16 protein-coding genes, 1 tRNA gene and 1 pseudogene are annotated in these 19892 nt (G+C 65.5%); 1 reads left to right on the forward strand and 17 read right to left on the reverse strand.

The window, feature by feature from the left end; all coding sequences use genetic code 11:
• From J2X65_RS26145 to J2X65_RS26165, 5 genes are all read right to left on the reverse strand, one after another.
• A partial coding sequence (locus tag J2X65_RS26145) for a GTP-binding protein (protein ID WP_244518008.1) occupies positions 1–96 on the reverse strand: 96 nt, incomplete at its 3' end.
• Positions 97–195: 99 nt separating this feature from the next.
• Positions 196–2271, reverse strand: a complete 2076-nt coding sequence (fusA, locus tag J2X65_RS26150) for an elongation factor G (RefSeq protein WP_310208190.1) — start codon at positions 2269–2271, stop codon at positions 196–198.
• Positions 2272–2298: 27 nt separating this feature from the next.
• Entirely contained in the window at positions 2299–2769 is a 471-nt protein-coding gene (gene rpsG, locus J2X65_RS26155; protein ID WP_310208193.1) for a 30S ribosomal protein S7, read from the reverse strand.
• Between the two features lie 10 nt (positions 2770–2779).
• Positions 2780–3151, reverse strand: coding sequence for a 30S ribosomal protein S12 (gene rpsL, locus J2X65_RS26160; RefSeq protein WP_018390597.1), 372 nt, complete (start codon positions 3149–3151; stop codon positions 2780–2782).
• 467 nt (positions 3152–3618) lie between these two features.
• On the reverse strand, positions 3619–4089 hold the full coding sequence (locus tag J2X65_RS26165) for a MarR family transcriptional regulator (RefSeq protein ID WP_310208204.1): 471 nt from the start codon (positions 4087–4089) through the stop codon (positions 3619–3621).
• A 172-nt stretch (positions 4090–4261) separates the two neighbouring features.
• Here J2X65_RS26165 and J2X65_RS26170 point away from each other — a divergent pair, with 172 nt between their 5' ends.
• Positions 4262–4684, forward strand: a complete 423-nt coding sequence (locus J2X65_RS26170) for an organic hydroperoxide resistance protein (protein WP_310208207.1) — start codon at positions 4262–4264, stop codon at positions 4682–4684.
• Between the two features lie 267 nt (positions 4685–4951).
• Here the strand turns inward: J2X65_RS26170 and rpoC are convergent, their stop codons facing one another.
• The 12 genes and pseudogenes from rpoC to J2X65_RS26230 all read right to left on the reverse strand — a co-directional run.
• A complete protein-coding gene (gene rpoC, locus J2X65_RS26175) occupies positions 4952–9136 on the reverse strand; it encodes a DNA-directed RNA polymerase subunit beta' (protein WP_310208210.1) in 4185 nt (1394 codons plus the stop codon).
• Positions 9137–9277: 141 nt separating this feature from the next.
• Entirely contained in the window at positions 9278–13408 is a 4131-nt protein-coding gene (gene rpoB, locus J2X65_RS26180; RefSeq protein WP_310208213.1) for a DNA-directed RNA polymerase subunit beta, read from the reverse strand.
• A gap of 272 nt (positions 13409–13680) precedes the next feature.
• The gene (gene rplL / locus J2X65_RS26185; protein ID WP_267582842.1) at positions 13681–14055 is read right to left on the reverse strand and encodes a 50S ribosomal protein L7/L12; all 375 of its coding nucleotides are present in this window, start codon (positions 14053–14055) and stop codon (positions 13681–13683) included.
• A gap of 48 nt (positions 14056–14103) precedes the next feature.
• Complete coding sequence (gene rplJ / locus J2X65_RS26190; protein ID WP_310208219.1) at positions 14104–14622, reverse strand: 50S ribosomal protein L10; 519 nt, start codon at positions 14620–14622, stop codon at positions 14104–14106.
• 483 nt (positions 14623–15105) lie between these two features.
• Positions 15106–15810, reverse strand: a complete 705-nt coding sequence (gene rplA / locus J2X65_RS26195; protein ID WP_310208221.1) for a 50S ribosomal protein L1 — start codon at positions 15808–15810, stop codon at positions 15106–15108.
• A 4-nt stretch (positions 15811–15814) separates the two neighbouring features.
• Positions 15815–16264, reverse strand: a complete 450-nt coding sequence (gene rplK / locus J2X65_RS26200) for a 50S ribosomal protein L11 (RefSeq protein WP_310208224.1) — start codon at positions 16262–16264, stop codon at positions 15815–15817.
• Between the two features lie 331 nt (positions 16265–16595).
• A complete protein-coding gene (locus tag J2X65_RS26205; protein ID WP_310208227.1) occupies positions 16596–16973 on the reverse strand; it encodes a ribbon-helix-helix domain-containing protein in 378 nt (125 codons plus the stop codon).
• A gap of 74 nt (positions 16974–17047) precedes the next feature.
• On the reverse strand, positions 17048–17650 hold the full coding sequence (locus tag J2X65_RS26210) for a DJ-1/PfpI family protein (protein WP_310208231.1): 603 nt from the start codon (positions 17648–17650) through the stop codon (positions 17048–17050).
• A gap of 294 nt (positions 17651–17944) precedes the next feature.
• Positions 17945–18475, reverse strand: a complete 531-nt coding sequence (gene nusG, locus J2X65_RS26215; protein WP_310208234.1) for a transcription termination/antitermination protein NusG — start codon at positions 18473–18475, stop codon at positions 17945–17947.
• 11 nt (positions 18476–18486) lie between these two features.
• A complete protein-coding gene (gene secE, locus J2X65_RS26220; RefSeq protein WP_310208238.1) occupies positions 18487–18684 on the reverse strand; it encodes a preprotein translocase subunit SecE in 198 nt (65 codons plus the stop codon).
• A gap of 306 nt (positions 18685–18990) precedes the next feature.
• Positions 18991–19067 (reverse strand) — tRNA-Trp (locus J2X65_RS26225).
• Between the two features lie 730 nt (positions 19068–19797).
• Positions 19798–19892 (reverse strand): annotated as a pseudogene (locus tag J2X65_RS26230) (elongation factor Tu); the annotation flags it as partial.

The following is a 19892-nucleotide window of genomic DNA, read 5'->3' on the forward strand; positions in this document are numbered from 1 at the left end:
GATCGCTGCCGTCAAAGACGTCTTGCCATGGTCAACATGGCCGATCGTCCCAATGTTGCAGTGAGGCTTCGAACGGTTGAACTTCTCTTTGGCCACGGGGCTCTCCGTCGGTCGATATTCAATGTTGATACGAAATCACTCGAAAGGTCGGGGCCAACCCTCAGGGCAGCCCAACTTAGTCAGATCAAGCCTGCATCATGCGTACTTGGCCTGAACCTCCTGAGCGACGTTCGACGGCACCTGCTCGTAGTGGTCGAACTGCATGGTGAAAGTCGCGCGGCCCTGCGAGAAGGACCGGAGCGTATTGACGTAGCCGAACATGTTGGCGAGCGGCACCATCGCGTTGACGACGTTGGCGTTGCCGCGCATGTCCTGGCCCTGGATCTGGCCGCGCCGCGAGTTCAGATCGCCGATGACCGAGCCGGTGTAGTCTTCCGGGGTCACCACTTCGACCTTCATGATCGGCTCGAGGAGCACGGCGCCACCCTTCTGCAGGGCTTCGCGGAATGCCGCACGCGAGGCGATTTCGAAGGCGAGCGCCGACGAGTCGACTTCGTGATAGGCGCCGTCGACCAGCTCAACCTTGACGTCCACAACCGGGAAGCCAGCCAGCACGCCCGAACCGAGCACGCTTTCCAGACCCTTGTTGACGCCCGGGATGTACTCCTTCGGCACCGCGCCGCCGATGATCTTGCTCTCGAAGGCGAAGCCCTTGCCGACTTCGTTCGGCTCGACCACGAACTTCACCCGGGCGAACTGGCCGGTACCGCCGGTCTGCTTCTTGTGGGTGTAGTCAACCTCGGTCTTGCGGGTGATCGTCTCGCGGTAAGCCACCTGCGGCGCGCCGATATTGGCGTCGACCTTGTAGGTGCGCTTCAGGATGTCGACCTTGATGTCGAGATGCAGTTCGCCCATGCCCTTGAGGATGGTCTGGCCACTCTCAAAATCGGTCGACACGCGGAAGGACGGGTCCTCGGCCGCGAGCTTGGCAAGGGCCAGGCCCAGCTTCTCCTGGTCTGCCTTGGACTTCGGCTCGATCGCGATCTCGATGACCGGCTCGGGGAACTCCATCTTCTCCAGGATCACCGGCTTGGCGGGGTCGCACAGCGTGTCGCCGGTGCGCACTTCCTTCAGGCCGGCCAGCGCGACGATGTCGCCCGCATAGGCTTCCTTGATGTCCTCGCGGTTGTTCGCATGCATGAGCAGCATGCGGCCAACGCGCTCCTTCTTGTCGCGGGTCGAGTTCAGCAGACCCATGCCGGTCTCGAGCTTGCCCGAATAGATACGGCAGAAGGTGATGGTGCCGACGAAGGGGTCGTCCATGATCTTGAACGCCAGCACCGACAGCGGATCGGTGTCGGACGGCTTGCGGTCCGTCTCTTCCTCGGTGTTGAAGTCGATGCCCTTGATCGCGCCGCGATCGATCGGGCTCGGCAGGAAATCGCACACGGCGTCGAGCAGCGGCTGCACGCCCTTGTTCTTGAAGGCCGAGCCACAGAACACCGGATTGAACACGCGACCGATCACGGCCTTGCGGATGAGGCCCTTGAGGGTCGCCTCGTCCGGCTCCACACCGTCGAGATAGGCGGTGAGGACATCGTCGTCGAGCTCGACAGCGGCCTCGAGCAGCTTGGCGCGGTATTCGGCCGCCTGCTCGGCCAGCTCGGCCGGAATCTCTTCGTCGTGATACTTCGCGCCGAGCTCCTCATTGTCCCACACCACCGCCTTCATACGGACGAGGTCAATGATGCCCTTGAAGTTGTTCTCGGAGCCGATCGGCAGCTGGCAGCACACCGGCTTGCCGTCCACGCGGTCGATGATCATCTCGACGCAGCGGAAGAAGTCGGCACCGGTCTTGTCCATCTTGTTGACGAACACGATGCGCGGCACGTTGTACTTGTCGGCCTGGCGCCACACGGTCTCGGTCTGCGGCTCGACGCCCTGGTTGCCGTCGAGAACGCACACGGCGCCGTCGAGTACGCGCAGCGAACGCTCGACTTCGATGGTGAAGTCGACGTGGCCGGGGGTGTCGATGATGTTCAGGCGCTTGCCGTGCCAGAAAGCGGTCGTCGCGGCGGACGTGATGGTGATGCCGCGCTCCTGCTCCTGGGTCATCCAGTCCATGGTGGCAGCGCCGTCATGGACTTCGCCGATCTTGTGGCTCTTGCCGGTGTAATAGAGGATCCGTTCGGTCGTGGTGGTCTTGCCGGCATCGATGTGGGCCATGATGCCGAAGTTACGGTAGTCTTCGATAGCGTGCGTGCGCGACATATCAGATCCTCGTCCCGGCTCTCTTCATCACCAACGATAGTGAGAGAAGGCGCGGTTCGCCTCCGCCATGCGATGGGTGTCTTCACGTTTCTTCACGGCGGTGCCGCGATTGTTCGACGCGTCCAGCAACTCACCGGACAGGCGCTCCACCATGGTCTTCTCATTGCGGGCACGGGCCGCAGTGATCAGCCAGCGGATCGCCAGCGCCTGACGGCGCTCGGGGCGGACTTCGACCGGCACCTGGTAGGTGGCGCCGCCGACGCGGCGGGAACGCACCTCGATGGCCGGCGACACGTTGTCGAGCGCCTGGGTGAACACGCCGAGCGGCTCCGCCTTGGCACGCCCCTCGACAATGTCGAGAGCGCCATAGACGATCTGTTCGGCGACCGACTTCTTGCCGTCATACATGACGGCATTCATGAAGCGGCTCAGCACTTCGCTCCCGAACTTCGGATCCGGGGTTACTTCGCGACGCTCTGCGCGGTGGCGACGGGACATCGTTAAATCCTCACTTCGGCCGCTTGGCGCCGTACTTCGAACGGCGCTGCTTACGATTCTTGACGCCCTGGGTATCGAGCACGCCACGAAGAATGTGGTAGCGCACGCCCGGAAGGTCCTTCACGCGGCCGCCGCGGATCATGACCACGGAGTGCTCCTGAAGGTTGTGACCTTCGCCAGGGATGTAACCGATGACTTCATAGCCATTGGTCAGACGAACCTTGGCGACCTTACGAAGCGCCGAGTTCGGCTTCTTCGGGGTCGTGGTGTACACGCGGGTGCAAACGCCGCGCTTCTGCGGGCTAGCCTGGAGCGCCGGAACCTTGTTCCGGGCCTTCTGGGCTTCCCGCGGCTTGCGGATGAGCTGGTTGATCGTCGGCACGACTTCTCGCCTTCGCTTGCGCTGAGGGCAGGATGCCCGGCGCTAACCTATTTCCGCGGCCGCAACCGCATGAACTGTCTCTCTTGGCAGATCGGAACCTTCGGCATGTGCCGGCATAGCCGACTCACCAGGACAACCTACGAACGAAAGAAGTGCCGCCGGCCTTCTATTGGCCGAGGGCACTTGCCGTTCAGAGGATCGCGCGGACTTTGCAGCCGCTTGCGCGATCATGCGCCTGATAGTTCATGCGTGCGTTCCGGCAGCGTCTCGGAATTCTCTGTCCGGGCAAGGCGCCCCGACACGGCAATTCCGACCTGCCTGCCGTGAAAGTCCGCGCCTTCTACGCGCCGACTCGCCCTTCGTCAAGTGTGAAAGCGAGCAATCTCGGGGCTTCGAAACGGCAGCCGGCCCGGGGTAACGCTTTTTTAACCATGTGAAGGCCGCCAGAGGCGCGCGTCACCCCTCCCCTACCTCTCCGATGCGCCGCGGCTCGGCTCGGCTCGCGCGGCCGCAAAGGATTCGCGCACCTCGACCAAGGCCTCGCGCAGATTCGTCAATTCCGGTGCGGTCCGCCCCGAGCAGGCCAGGAGGCTCGGGGGAATCGCCATGGCTTTGTCCCGCAATGCCTCCCCGACCGTGGTGAGGCTCACGATGAGTTGACGCTCATTGTCCGGGTTGCGTCGCCGCGTGGCGAGACCCATTGCTTCCAGCCGCTTGAGCAGCGGGGTGAGCGTGCTCGATTCCAGCATCAGCCGCTCGGCGATGCCGCCGACGGTCTGGCCGTCGGTCTCCCACAGAACCAGCATGACGAGATATTGCGGGTAGGTCAGGCCCAACGCTTCCAGCAGCGGTCGATACGCCCGCATCACCGCATGTGCCGTCGAATAGACCGCAAAACAGAACTGCGATTCCAGCTTCAGCGCGTCGCCCGTATCCATGGCCCTGCCCTCGCCGCCCTTGCGGACGCATCTTGCCTCCGACACTAACTCTTATCGCGATAAATTTTCGCTGGACAATGATCCAAAGGGCGGGTAGCTATTAAGTCGCACGCGATATATTATCGTGCAATTGGTCGGTGATGCCGATCGGCGTCCCAACGGAGTGACGAAGATGAAGGTTCTCTACAAGACCCAGGCGACGGCCACTGGCGGGCGTACCGGTTCCGCAGCCACCAGTGATGGCGCGTTCAAGGTGACGCTGGTGACGCCCAAGGAACTCGGCGGCCCCGGCGGCGAGGGCAACAACCCGGAGCAGCTGTTCGCGTCCGGGTACTCCGCCTGTTTCCTCGGCGCGCTGAAGTTCGTGGCCAGCCAGCAGAAGTTGAAGATCGCCGACGACAGCACGGTCACCGCCGATGTCGGCATCGGCGCGCGTGACGATGGCGGCGGTTTCGGCCTCGATGTCGCGCTGAGCATCTCGCTGCCGGGTGTCGAGCGCTCGGTCGCCGAGGACCTCGTCGCCCGCGCCCACGTCGTCTGCCCCTATTCGCACGCCACCCGCAACGGCCTCGACGTGCGGCTCACCGTGCTCTGACGCTTCCCTCCCGTGCGACACAGGGGGCCGTCCATCAGGGCGGCCCTTTCGTTTCGGCCGCTGCGTGGCTTCGGCCGCCCACGCACCTGATATCCCCGTACGGCCGCGGCCTTCGGCACCAGCGCCTTTCGATGCGAGCCGGCCGCCTGACCCGTCCGCCAAGCCGCGCCGGCCGTGCACGCCGTCCCGGTGCCCCAAAGCAAAAAGGCCGCCCCGAGGGGCGGCCTTTTCATTCTCATCGGGAAGCTGGCGCCGGGCGCCGGTGGATCACTCCGCCGGGCCTTCCAGCGCCGGGGCGGCGGTGACGCCCGCGTCCTGCTCGTTCTGCGCGAGGATGAGGTCGTCGCGCGAGGTGGCGGTCACCCGCAGCTTGGCCATCTGGGCGCCGGTGCCGGCCGGGATCAGCCGGCCGACGATGACGTTCTCCTTCAGGCCGCCGAGATCGTCGGCCTTGCCGTTGACCGCTGCCTCGGTGAGCACCCGGGTCGTCTCCTGGAAGGAGGCGGCCGAGATGAAGGAACGCGTCTGCAGCGACGCCTTGGTGATACCGAGAAGCACCGGGTGGCCGGCTGCCGGCTTCTTGCCTTCGGCGATCAGCGCCTCGTTGATCTCGTCGAGCTCGGAGGCATCGATCTGCTCGTTGGTGAGCAGATCGCTGTCGCCCTGCTCGTCGATCTCCACCTTCTGCAGCATCTGGCGAACGATCACCTCGATGTGCTTGTCGTTGATCAGCACGCCTTGCAGCCGGTAGACCTCCTGGATTTCATTGACCAGGTAAGCGGCGAGTTCCTCGACGCCCTTGATCGCCAGGATGTCGTGCGGCGCCGGGTTGCCGTCGACGATGAAGTCGCCCTTCTCGACGAGGTCGCCATCCTGCAGATGGATGTGCTTGCCCTTCGGGATCAGGTACTCGACCGGATCATCCGTCGAGTCCTGCGGCTCGATGGTGAGGCGGCGCTTGTTCTTGTAGTCCTTGCCGAAGCGGATGGTGCCGGCGATCTCGGCGATGATCGCCGCATCCTTCGGCCTGCGCGCCTCGAACAGTTCCGCCACCCGCGGCAGACCGCCGGTGATGTCACGCGTCTTGGCGCTTTCCATCGGCACGCGGGCGAGAACGTCGCCGGCCTTCACCGTGGAGTTCGGATCGACCGAGATGATCGCGTCCACCGGCAGGGTGTAGCGGGCGTCGCCGCCGCGCGGCAGCTTCAGCACCTTGCCGTCCTGGCCCTTGACCACCATCGACGGCCGCAGTTCCGAGCCACGCCCGGTGCGCCAGTCGGTGATGACACGCTTGGCGATGCCGGTCGACTCGTCGACCGTCTCGCTCAGCGAAGCGCCTTCGACCAGATCCTCATAGCCAACCCAGCCCTCGACTTCGGTGAGGATCGGGCGGGTATAGGGATCCCACTCGGCGATGCGCTGGCCGCGCTTGATCGGGTCGCCCTCGTCCACCTTCAGCTTGGCGCCGAACTGGATGCGGTGCGACGCGCGCTCGGAGCCGTCATGGTCGACGATGATCACCGAGAGGTTGCGGCTCATCGCGATCAGTTCGCCATCCGAGTTCCGCACCACGTTGCGGTTGCGGATCTTCACCGTGCCTTCGAAGCTGGCCTCGATGAAGGACTGCTCGGACAGCTGCGCCGCGCCGCCGATGTGGAAGGTACGCATGGTGAGCTGCGTACCCGGCTCGCCGATCGACTGCGCCGCGATGACGCCGACCGCCTCGCCCATGTTCACCGGGGTGCCGCGGGCAAGATCGCGGCCGTAGCAGGTACCGCAGACGCCGCTCTTGGCCTCGCAGGTCAGCACGGAGCGGATCTTGATCTCCTGCACGCCGGCCTTGCTGATGCGCTCGATGTCGGCCTCGTCCATCATGTGGCCGGCCGGCACGATGACATTGCCGGTCGCCGGCTCGATCACGTCCTCCGCCGCGGTGCGGCCGAGCACGCGCGAACCCAGCGTCGCGACGATGTTGCCGGCGTCGACGATGGCGCGCATGCCGATGCCGTTGGTCGTGCCGCAGTCGCGCACCGTGATGATGCTGTCCTGCGCCACGTCGACGAGGCGGCGGGTCAGGTAACCCGAATTGGCGGTCTTCAGGGCGGTGTCGGCCAGGCCCTTACGGGCGCCGTGGGTCGAGTTGAAGTACTCGAGCACGGAGAGGCCTTCCTTGAAGTTCGAGATGATCGGCGTCTCGATGATCTCGCCCGACGGCTTGGCCATCAGGCCGCGCATGGCGGCGAGCTGGCGCATCTGCTCGCGCGAACCGCGCGCGCCGGAATGCGCCATCATGTAGATCGAGTTGATCTGCTTCTCGCGGCCGGTGACCGGGTCCTTCTTCACGGCCGAGATCTCGGCCATCATCTCGTCGGCGAGGCGCGCGGAGCACTTGCCCCAGGCGTCGACGACCTTGTTGTACTTCTCGCCCTGGGTGATCAGGCCGTCATTGTACTGCTGCTCGTACTCCTTGGTGAGCGCACGGGTCTCTTCGACCATGTCCCACTTCTTGGAGGGCACCACCATGTCGTCCTTGCCGAAGGAGATGCCGGCGCGGAAGGCGTTGGAGAAGCCGAGCGTCATGATGCGATCGCAGAAGATGACCGTCTCCTTCTGACCGCAGTGGCGGTAGACGGTGTCGATCATGTTCGAGACTTCCTTCTTCGTCATCAGCTTGTTGACGACGTCGTAGGGAGTCTTGGCGGTCTTGGGCAGCAGCTCGCCGAGCTTCATGCGGCCGGGAGTGGTCTCGTAGATCTTCGAGACCTTCTCGCCGTTCTCGTCCACGCCGATATAGCGGCCCTTGATCTTGGTGTGCAGGGTGATGGCCTTGGCGGCGAGCGCATGGTCGATCTCGCCCATATTGGCGAAGGCCATGCCCTCGCCGGGCTCACCGTCGCGCATCATGGTCAGGTAATACAGGCCGAGCACGATGTCCTGCGACGGCACGATGATCGGCGCGCCGTTCGCCGGGTGCAGGATGTTGTTGGTCGACATCATCAGCACGCGGGCTTCGAGCTGCGCCTCGATGGACAGCGGTACGTGCACCGCCATCTGGTCGCCGTCGAAGTCGGCATTGAAGGCCGAGCAGACCAGCGGATGCAGCTGGATCGCCTTGCCCTCGATCAGCACCGGCTCGAAGGCCTGGATGCCGAGGCGATGCAGCGTCGGGGCGCGGTTCAGCATCACCGGATGCTCGCGGATCACCTCGTCGAGGATGTCCCACACTTCGGGACGCTCCTTCTCGACGAGCTTCTTCGCCTGCTTCACGGTCGCGGAGAGGCCCTTCGCGTCGAGGCGCGAATAGATGAACGGCTTGAACAGCTCCAGCGCCATCTTCTTCGGCAGGCCGCACTGGTGCAGCTTCAGCTCGGGACCCACCACGATCACCGAACGGCCGGAATAGTCGACGCGCTTGCCGAGCAGGTTCTGGCGGAACCGGCCCTGCTTGCCCTTCAGCATGTCGGCGAGCGACTTCAGCGGGCGCTTGTTGGCGCCGGTGATGACGCGGCCGCGGCGACCGTTGTCGAACAGCGCATCGACCGCTTCCTGAAGCATGCGCTTCTCGTTGCGGATGATGATGTCCGGCGCCTTCAGCTCGATCAGCCGCTTCAGGCGGTTGTTACGGTTGATGACGCGACGGTACAGGTCGTTGAGGTCGGAGGTCGCGAAGCGGCCGCCATCCAGCGGAACGAGCGGGCGCAGGTCCGGCGGGATCACCGGCACATGCGTCAGGATCATCCACTCCGGGCGGTTGCCCGAGAGCTGGAAGGCCTCGACGATCTTCAGGCGCTTGGCCAGCTTCTTCGGCTTCAGCTCGGTGGTCGCCTCGGCGATCTCCTTGCGGAGATTGCCGGCGATTGCCTCGAGATCCATGCTGCGCAGGATCTCGCGGATCGCCTCGGCACCGATCAGCGCGGTGAAGCTGTCATCGCCATATTCTTCCTGGGCGCGCAGATAGTCCTCTTCCGAGAGGAGCTGACGCTCCTTCAGCGGCGTGAGGCCCGGCTCGATGACGCAGTAGTACTCGAAGTACAGGATGCGCTCGAGGTCCTTCAGCGTCATGTCGAGCAGCAGGCCGATGCGGCTCGGCAGCGACTTCAGGAACCAGATATGCGCGACCGGGGCGGCGAGCTCGATATGGCCCATGCGCTCGCGGCGCACGCGCGAGAGGGTGACCTCGACGCCGCACTTCTCGCAGATGATGCCCTTGTACTTCATGCGCTTGTACTTGCCGCACAAGCACTCGTAGTCCTTGATCGGCCCGAAGATGCGGGCGCAGAACAGACCGTCACGCTCCGGCTTGAAGGTCCGGTAGTTGATGGTCTCCGGCTTCTTGATCTCGCCGAAGGACCAGGACTGGATCTTTTCCGGGCTCGCGATCGAGATCTTGATCTGATCGAACGTCGGCGCGGGGGCCGCCGGATTGAAGAGATTCATCACCTCTTGATTCATCGCTGTCTCCTTCGGCTCCGACAGGGCCGCCGCCGTCGCGGGGCCGAATGTCTCGGGGGCCTGGTGTCGCAAAAAACGTCGTGTCGCGCGAGCAACGCGCGGAAGGCCGCAAGGCCCTCCGCGCGGGAGTAATGGAACCGCTTATTCGGCGGCCGGGACGCTTTCGCCGGCGCCGGGCACCGCGGCCTGGGTCTTGGAGTTCATCAGCTCGACGTTGAGCCCCAGAGACCGCATTTCCTTCACGAGCACGTTGAAGCTCTCGGGAATGCCGGCCTCGAAGGTGTCGTCGCCGCGCACGATGGCCTCATAGACCTTGGTGCGGCCGGCCACGTCGTCCGACTTCACGGTGAGCATCTCCTGCAGCGTATAGGCCGCGCCATACGCCTCGAGCGCCCACACCTCCATTTCGCCGAAGCGCTGGCCGCCGAACTGCGCCTTGCCGCCCAGCGGCTGCTGGGTGACGAGCGAGTACGGGCCGATCGAACGGGCATGGATCTTGTCGTCGACCAGGTGATGCAGCTTCAGCATGTAGATGTAGCCCACCGTGACCTTGCGGTCGAACTGCTCGCCGGTGCGCCCGTCATACAGCGTCGACTGCGCCGACTTGTCGAGGCCGGCCAGTTCCAGCATGCGCTCGATATCCGCCTCGCGGGCGCCATCGAACACCGGCGTGGCGATCGGAACGCCCCGCCGCAGGTTGCTGCCGAGCTCGACAAGGCCTTCCTCGTCCAGCGAGGCGATGGTCTCGTCGTCGCCATAGATGTCGCCGAACGCCTTCTTCAGCGGGGTGACATCGTTGGCGCGACGATACTGCTCGATGGCGTTGTCGATCACCTTGCCAAGGCCGGCGCAGGCCCAGCCCAGATGGGTCTCGAGGATCTGCCCGACATTCATGCGCGACGGCACGCCGAGCGGGTTGAGCACCATGTCGACCGGGGTGCCGTCCTCGAGGAACGGCATGTCCTCGACCGGGACGATGCGCGAGACCACGCCCTTATTGCCATGCCGGCCGGCCATCTTGTCGCCCGGCTGGATCTTGCGCTTCACGGCGATGAAGACCTTGACCATCTTCATGACGCCCGGCGGCATCTCGTCGCCACGCTGCAGCTTCTCGACCTTGTCGAGGAAGCGCTGCTCGAGGCGCTTCTTCGATTCGTCGTACTGGTTGCGCATGGCTTCCAGTTCGCCCATGAGCTGGTCGTCGGCCACCGCGAACATCCACCACTGGCTGCGCGGATAGTCCGCGAGCACGGTGCGGGCGATCTGGGTGTCCTTCTTGAAGCCCTTCGGGCCGGCGACGCCGATCTTGCCGTCCAGCATCTCGGCCAGGCGGCCGAAGACGTTGCGGTCGAGGATCGCCTGCTCGTCGTCGCGGTCCTTGGCGAGCCGCTCGATCTCCTCGCGCTCGATCGCCTGGGCACGCTCGTCCTTGTCGACGCCGTGGCGGTTGAACACCCTCACCTCGACCACCGTGCCGGTCACGCCGGGCGGCACGCGCAGCGAGGTGTCGCGGACGTCGGCGGCCTTTTCACCGAAGATGGCGCGCAGGAGCTTCTCTTCCGGCGTCATCGGGCTCTCGCCCTTCGGGGTGATCTTGCCGCAGAGGATGTCGCCCGCCTGCACCTCGGCGCCGATATAGACGATGCCGGCTTCGTCGAGGTTCTTCAGCGCCTCTTCCGAGACGTTCGGGATGTCGCGGGTGATTTCCTCCGGACCCAGCTTGGTGTCGCGGGCCATCACCTCGAACTCCTCGATATGGATCGACGAGAAGATGTCGCCCTTCGAGATGTTCTCCGACAGCAGGATCGAATCCTCGAAGTTGTAGCCGTTCCACGGCATGAACGCGACGAGGATGTTCCGGCCGAGCGCCAGGTCGCCGAGATCGGTCGAGGGACCGTCGGCGATGATGTCGCCCTTCTTCACCCGGTCGCCCACGCGCACCAGCGGACGCTGGTTGATGCAGGTCGACTGGTTGGAGCGCTGGAACTTCTGCAGGCGGTAGATGTCGACGCCCGACTTCGAGGCGTCGTTCTCTTCCGTCGCCCGGATGACGATACGGGTGGCGTCCACTTGGTCGATCACGCCGGTGCGGCGCGCCGCGATGGCGGCGCCCGAGTCACGCGCCACCACCGATTCCATGCCGGTGCCCACGAAGGGGGCGTCGGCGCGGACCAGCGGCACCGCCTGGCGCTGCATGTTGGAGCCCATCAGCGCGCGGTTGGCGTCGTCGTTCTCGAGGAACGGGATCAGCGCCGCGGCGACCGAGACCAGCTGCTTCGGCGACACGTCCATGAAGTCGACGCGGTCCGGGGTTACCAGCAGCACGTCGCCGGCATGGCGGCACACCACCAGGTCTTCCGTGAAGCGGCCCTCGGCGTCGAGCGGGATGTTGGCCTGCGCGACGTAGTACTTCCCCTCCTCCATGGCGGAGAGATAGACCACCTCGCCCTGCACCTGCCCGTCCTTCACCCGGCGATAGGGCGCCTCGATGAAGCCGTACTTGTTCACGCGGGCAAAGGTCGCCAGCGAGTTGATCAGGCCGATATTCGGGCCTTCCGGCGTCTCGATCGGGCAGATGCGGCCGTAATGCGTCGGGTGCACGTCGCGCACCTCGAAGCCGGCGCGCTCGCGCGTCAGGCCGCCCGGGCCAAGCGCCGAGAGACGGCGCTTATGGGTGATCTCCGACAGCGGGTTGGTCTGGTCCATGAACTGGGAGAGCTGCGACGAGCCGAAGAACTCGCGCACCGCCGCCGCCACCGGCTTCGCATTGATCAGGTCCTGCGGCATCACGGTGTCGATGTCGACGGACGACATGCGCTCCTTGATGGCGCGTTCCATGCGCAAGAGGCCGACGCGGTACTGGTTCTCCATCAGCTCGCCGACCGAGCGCACGCGGCGGTTGCCGAGGTGATCGATGTCGTCGATCTCGCCCTTGCCGTCGCGCAGTTCGACCAGCGTCTTGATGACCGCGAGGATGTCCTCGCGGCGCAGCACGCGCACCGTGTCCTCGGCGTCGAGGTCGAGGCGCATGTTCATCTTCACGCGGCCGACCGAGGACAGGTCGTAGCGCTCGCTGTCGAAGAACAGCGAGTGGAACATGGCCTGCGCGCTGTCGAGGGTCGGCGGCTCGCCGGGACGCATCACGCGGTAGATGTCGAACAGCGCGTCCTCGCGGGCGACGTTCTTGTCAACCGCCAGCGTGTTGCGGATATAGGCGCCGATATTGACGTGGTCGATGTCGAGGATCGGAAGCTCGTCATAGCCGAGCTCGCCGAGCTGCTTCAGCATCTTCTCGGAGACTTCCTCGCCGGCCTCGACATAGATCTCGCCGGTCTGGAGGTTCACGAGGTCCTCGGCCACATAGCGGCCGACCATCTCGTCGTCGGAGATCTTGAGCGCCTTCAGGCCCTTCTCGGCGAGCTGGCGCGCCTGGCGCACGGTCACCTTCTTGCCGGCCTCGACCACCACTTCGCCGGTGTCGGCATCGACGAGGTCGGAGACGGCCTTGTAGCCCTTCATCCGCTTGGGATCGAACGGCATGCGCCATCCATCCTTCGTGCGGGCGAAGGTGATGCTGTCATAGAAGGTCTGCAGGATCTCCTGGCCGTCGAGGCCGAGGGCGAACAGCAGGCTGGTCACCGGGATCTTGCGGCGGCGGTCGATGCGCGCGAACACAATGTCCTTGGCGTCGAACTCGATGTCGAGCCAGGACCCGCGATACGGGATGATGCGGGCGGCGAAGAGCAGCTTGCCCGAGGAGTGGGTCTTGCCCTTGTCATGGTCGAAGAACACGCCCGGGGAGCGGTGCATCTGCGAGACGATGACGCGCTCGGTGCCGTTGACGATGAAGGTGCCGTTCATCGTCATCAGCGGGATGTCGCCCATATAGACGTCCTGCTCCTTGATGTCCTTGACGGACTTGGAGCCGGTATCCGGATCGACATCGAACACGATGAGGCGCAGGGTCACCTTCAGCGGCGCGGCGAAGGTCATGCCGCGCTGGCGGCACTCGTCCACGTCATACTTCGGCGGCTCGAACTCGTAGCGGACGAATTCGAGCATGGCCGCGCCCGAAAAGTCCGAGATCGGGAAAACCGACTTGAAAACCGCCTGAATGCCGTCATCCGCACGCCCGCCCTTCGGCTCGACGATCTGCAGGAACTGGTCATAGGACGCCTTCTGAACCTCGATGAGGTTCGGCATCTCCGCCACTTCCTGGATCTTGCCGAAAAACTTGCGGACCCGCTTACGACCGGTGAACGTCTGCGCCATGTCGCTCCTCGCTCCGTCCGAGTATCCGTCTGAGCGCCTCGATGCCCCGGCGTGGCTGCGCCGCTGGCTGAGAACGCATTGTCGCGGAGAAGTTGGCCCACCGTGCGGCAGGCCGCATCCGGTATCGTCTCTCCGCGCCCGACGGCTCGCCCGACGATCCCGGCGAAGCGGGATGGTCGGGGAAGCCGTCCGGCTCCCTCCGCCTGAAACCCATGGGGCAAAAGGCGGAAGGACCGCCGGCAAAACCGGCGGTCCCCGTCATGATCGTCAGATCACTTAAGCTCGACCTTGGCGCCGGCCTTCTCGATCTGCGCCTTGATCTTCTCGGCTTCTTCCTTGGTCACGCCTTCCTTGACGGCCTTGGGAGCGCCCTCGACGAGATCCTTGGCTTCCTTGAGGCCCAGGCCGGTGATGGCGCGGACTTCCTTGATGACCTCGATCTTCTTGTCGCCGGCCGCGGCCAGCACAACGGTGAACTCGGTCTGCTCTTCGGCGACCGGAGCGGCAGCGCCGGCCGGGGCAGCGGCAACCGCCACGGCGGCGGCAGCGGAAACGCCCCACTTCTCTTCGAGGAGCTTCGCGAGCTCGGCAGCCTCGAGAACGGTGAGGGAGGACAGCTCGTCAACGAGCTTCGACAGATCAGCCATTTATCTAAGTCCTTGAATTTCGGTTCGAACCAGTATTACCGGGAAGCCTCACGCGGCTTCGCTCTCTTTGGCATAGGCACCGAACACGCGGGCGAGCTTGGCCGCCGGCGCGGTGGTGAGCTGCGCGATCTTGGTCGCCGGGGCCTGGATGAGGCCGACCAACTTCGCACGCAGTTCATCAAGGGACGGCATGGTGGCCAGAGCCTTCACACCATCCACATTCAGGGCCGTGGCGCCGAACGCCCCGCCGAGGATCACGAACTTGTCGTGGGCCTTGGCGAAGTCGACGGCAACCTTCGGAGCCGCAACAGGATCGCTCGAATAAGCGATGATGGTCGGGCCCTTCAGCAGGTGCCCGACATGCGCGACGTCCGAACCTTCGAGAGCGATCTTCGCGAGGCGGTTCTTCGCCACTTTCACGGTCGCGCCGCTCGCCTTCATCTGCCGACGCAAGTTCGACATCTGGGCGACGGTGAGGCCGGAATAGTGGGCCACGACGACGACCGAAGTGCTCTTGAACACCTCGGACAGCGACGTGACGAGCTCTTCTTTTTGAGCGCGATCCACTTCACTTACTCTCCGGTGGCGGAACAGCGAGCCGTTCCGCCGGGTTTGCGCCTTGCCGGTCCGCCCGAAGACGGAACAGCGGTGGAAATCCTGTCCCCTGGGACCGGAAAACCGGCCAAGGCGCTGGTTCGAGCCGAAATTCAGGCACCGGGGAAACCGGCCCTCATCTTTCGGTCGTACCCCGTCTATGCAGGCCCCGAAGCGGGATTAGATCGACCCGGAACGGGCCGACACCTGCAGTCTCGGACAGGACTTAGGCCGGCAGGGCGAACCCTACCAGCCCCTTCGTCCGGGTTAATGGACGAAAGCTTTGAATGTCTTCGGCATCGCCCCCGACCCGAGCCGGAACGACTCGTTGCCAAGGGCGAAACCGCCCATATAGAGGGTCGAATGGGATTTGTCAGCCCCCAGATAGCACCGGGAGCCAAGCAATTCCATCCCGGACCCGATCACGCCGTCGCGACCGGGCCGCATGACCGAAGGTCAGGAAGCCGAGGCGAGAACCGTCGCCGGCTCCACCTTCACGCCGGGACCCATGGTCGAGGACAGCGCGATGCGCTGCACATAGGTGCCCTTGGCGCCGGTCGGCTTCGCCCGCACCACCGCGTCGGCGAAGGCGCGGATGTTCTCGGCGAGCTTGTCGGCGGCGAAGGAAGCCTTGCCGATGCCGGCGTGGATGATGCCGGCCTTCTCGACGCGGAACTCGATCGCGCCGCCCTTGGCGGCTTCCACGGCGCCCTTGACGTCCATGGTCACGGTGCCGACCTTCGGGTTCGGCATCAGGCCGCGCGGACCGAGCACCTTGCCGAGACGGCCGACCAGCGGCATCAGGTCCGGGGTCGCGATGCAGCGATCGAACTCGATGGTGCCGCCCTGCACGATCTCCAGCAGGTCTTCGGCGCCGACGATGTCGGCACCCGCCGCCTTGGCCTCGTCGGCCTTGGCGCCGCGGGCGAACACCGCCACGCGCACGGTCCGGCCCGAGCCGTTCGGCAGGTTGCAGACGCCGCGGACCATCTGGTCGGCGTGACGGGGATCGACGCCGAGATTGATCGCGACCTCGATGGTCTCGTCGAACTTGGCGGTGGCCCGCTCCTTCAGCAGCCCGATGGCCTCGTCGAGACCATAGAGCTTCAGGCGGTCAATGCCTTCGCGGGTGGCGCGAACACGCTTTGCAATCTTGGCCATCAGCTCAACCCACAACCTCGAGGCCCATGGAACGGGCGGAGCCTTCGATCATGCGGACCGCCGCTTCGACGGTGTCGCAGTTCAGATCCTTCATCTTCACCTGGGCGATCTCCTGCATCTGGGCCTGGGAGATCTTGCCGACGAAGCCGCCCTTGCCGGGGGTCTTCGAGCCGGCGCCGGGCTTCTTCTTGGTCGCGAGGCCCGCCGCCTTCTTCAGGAAGTAGGAGACCGGGGGGGTCTTGAGCTCGAAGGTGAAGGAACGGTCCTGATAAGCGGTGATCAGGACGGGGATCGGCATGCCCTTTTCCATCTGGGCGGTCTGGGCGTTGAACGCCTTGCAGAACTCCATGATGTTGAGGCCGCGCTGGCCGAGCGCCGGGCCGATCGGCGGGGCCGGGTTGGCCGAGCCGGCCGGCACCTGCAGCTTCACGTAGCCGGTAATCTTCTTCGCCATGAAAGGCTCCTGCTTGCGCCTGCGGCTGCCAGGCCACCAGCGCAAATCACGCCGACACGGCCTCTTCGAGCCGTGGGCGACGTGGCTTTCGGGTCGCGGTCACGGCACGCTTGCTCCGGCTGGCGAACCGGTCGTGCCTCCCGCGGATGGATCGACCCTTGGGGGATCGGCACGCTCTCAATGGAGCATGCTGGCGGTCGCTTACACCAGAATCACCGGGAAGGAAAGCATTAACGCCGCTTCGCCCGCCACGGCGCCAGCCCTATATGGGGAGCCGCCCCGCCCATGCCAGAGCCCTCCGCCCACGCATCGGCCCGGCCGGCCGCCGGCATCAGACCACCGGATGCGGCAGCGCCCGACGCACGGCCCGGCGTGCCTCGCGCGCCAGGATGGCGTCGGCGTCGAGCCCGGAGATCGGCGCCGAGAGGTCGCGCGGCACCTCGCCCTCCAGCTGCAGCGCGAGATAGCGTCCGCAGCACACCCGCAGGAACGAAGCGAAGTTCTCCACCCCGCCATGGGCGAAGGTCAGTTCCTCGTGCAGCTTGGCGAGCAGCTGCGGCAGGCTCATGGCGTCGCGCCGGGCGATCTCCTCCAGCACCTGCCAGTAGAAATTCTCCAGCCGCACGCTGGTGGAGAAGCCGTTCAGCCGCATCGACTTCAGCCGCGTCTTCCACAGCCGCGCATCAGCCTCGATGAAGAGCTTGCACATCGCATCTCTCCCGGAAGAGGCCGCCGGACGGATAGAATAGACCGTTCGCCCGCCCGGCGGAAGGGGGAGAGGGATCAGGCCGCCTTGCGGGCCTCGCCATGGCTGATGGCGGTGCCGAGCACGGTGAGGAACTGGGCGATCCAGGCGGGATGCGCCGGCCAGGCCGGGGCGCTGACGAGATTGCGGTCGGTGACGGCGGCGTCGATGGCGATGTCGGCATAGGTGCCGCCGGCCAGCTCCACCTCGGCGCGGCAGGCGGGATAGGCCGAGCAGGTGCGCCCCTCCAGCACGCGGGCGCCGGCGAGCAGCTGCGCGCCGTGGCAGATCGCGGCCACCGGCTTTTCCTCCGCGAAGAAGTGGCGGACGATCTCGACCACCCGCGCATTCATCCGCAGATATTCCGGCGCCCGGCCGCCCGGGATCACCAGCGCGTCGTAGCGGGCCGGGTCGATGTCGGCGAAGCTGGCATTGAGCGCGAAATTGTGGCCGCGCTTCTCGGAATAGGTCTGGTTGCCCTCGAAGTCGTGGATGGCGGTGGCAACGCTGTCGCCGGCCTTCTTGTCGGGGCACACGGCGTGGACGGCGTGGCCCACCGCCAGCAGCGCCTGGAACGGCACCATGGTCTCGTAGTCCTCGACGAAGTCGCCGACGATCATCAGGATGCGCTTGCCGGACATGTCTTCCTCCCTGAGCCGCCTCCCGGCGGCATGCCGGCACAGGATAGGACGGGCCTCCGCCCGCGGGGTGTTATCCGGTTATAGCGGGCCGACGCGGCCGAGGCGGCAAGGGTCGATGCCTCTCCTGCTGGCGGCCCGGCCCGCGCCGCGCGGCAGGCCGGCAATCCGGGGGCGGCAATCCGGGGGCACGCCAGCCCGAGGGGGCATGCTGCCGGCACGCACGCCGCGCCGCCCGCGGAAAACAAAAAGGCGCGGACCACGCCGCGCCTTTCCGATATCCGCCTGTCAGGAAGATCAGGTCTTCTCGACCTGGTTGAACTCCAGCTCCACCGGGGTGGCACGGCCGAAGATCGACACCGCCACCTTGAGGCGGGAGCGGGCATCGTCCACTTCCTCGACGACGCCGTTGAACGAGGCGAACGGACCGTCCGACACCTTGACCGTCTCGCCGACCTCGAAGCTGACCGAGGGCTTCGGCCGCTCGATGCCTTCCTGCACCTGCTGAAGGATGCGCATCGCCTCCTTCTCGGCGATCGGCATCGGCTTGTTGTCGGCGCCGAGGAAGCCGGTGACCTTCGGCGTGTTCTTGATGAGGTGGAAGGCCTCGTCGGTAAGGTCCATCTTCACCAGCACATAGCCGGGGAAGAACTTGCGCTCGGCATCGACCTTGCGGCCGCGACGCACCTCGGTGACCTTCTCGATCGGCACCAGCACCTGCTCGAACAGCTCGGTGAGACCGCGCTGGGCGGCCTGCTCCTTGATCGAATCGGCGACCTTCTTCTCGAAGTTTGAATAGGCGTGGACGATGTACCAGCGCTTAGTCATGACGAAATTCCTCAGCGACCGATATGCAGCAGCTGCGCAACCGCGAAGCTCAGGATCTGGTCTGCGACCAGGAAGAACAGCGACGCCACCACCACCATGACGAACACCATCGCCGTGGTGATCAGCGTCTCGCGGCGGGTCGGCCAGGTGACCTTGCGCGTTTCGGTGCGGACCTGCTGAAAGAACTCGACCGGGTTCGTCTTCGCCATGCTCGTCTCGGAACGCCTCTGGGCGGGACGCCCTCCCCGCGAGGGGAAGCCGGACCGCGAATTCGGAAAATGCGGGAGAAACCGCGTATCGCCCTTCGTAAAGAGTGACGCGGGCGTATAGCCTGCAAACCCGCCCCTCGTCAAAGCAAACCCGCGTTTGAGCAAGGAAGCCTGCCGGCCCGCCGCTCTTCCGGCATCGCCGTCCGGCTGGAAGCGGTGCCTGCCGGCTCGGGAACCGGGCCATCGCTCGCGCAAGCCTTCCCGGCTTTTGCGGAACCTGCCCGAACTGCCATCGGCGGAGCGCGATGGCAGGAGTGGAGGGACTCGAACCCCCAACCCCCGGTTTTGGAGACCGGTGCTCTAACCAGTTGAGCTACACTCCTGTGGCCCGCGAAGCAGGCGGCGCTCTTCCTAGTGATCCGTCGCGCCGATGTAAAGAGCGGCGAGGCGGCGATCTGCCTCACTCCACATCCCCGGCATCCGGCATGGGCACGCCGGGTCCGGCGGCGCCGCGTTGACGCGGTACCGCCGCCCATTCCCGATTCGCGCCGGGGCCGGGGCGTTCCCAACACGCCGCGCATCGACGGCGGCTCGCCGCGCCGCTCGGCAAGGTTGGCGAAACCGACGCAGCGTTTCATCCGGGCCGCGATAGCCCGGCCCTTTCAACCGCCGCCGCGGCAGGATGGCCGCTCCGGACAGGGCGCCGCCGCGCGACATGAGGAACGGGCCGCCGAGAGGATACGGAGCGGGAGGTGGGGCATGAGGAGCCATTCGACCGGATGGTAGCGAACGCTGACACGTCCGAGAGGGGCGCTTCAGCCAAACCTGCGCTTGCTCCGTCCCCCCTTTGGGGAGAGGTGGCCCGCTGCGGGCCGGTGAGGGTTAACGCCATTGGGGTGCCCACGAAGCCCCTCACCCCAGCCCTCTCCCCGGCGGGGAGAGGGAGCACGCGCCATTGCGGCGCCTACCCGCCCCTGGTCGAAACCCCACCGGACGCCGCATCCGGACGCGGCAAGCCTGCGCATCCGGCTGCGCTCCCGGCCGGCCCAAACAAAAAGGGAGCGCACCGCGCTCCCTTTCGTCTTCAGCGATGCCGGGGCCGAGCCCCGCCGATCACTCGATGATGGCGGCGACGACGCCGGCACCGACGGTGCGTCCGCCTTCACGGATGGCGAAGCGCAGCTTCTCTTCCATCGCGATCGGCACGA

Origin of the sequence: Ancylobacter sp. 3268, assembly GCF_031456575.1 — a bacterium.
GTDB lineage: Bacteria > Pseudomonadota > Alphaproteobacteria > Rhizobiales > Xanthobacteraceae > Ancylobacter.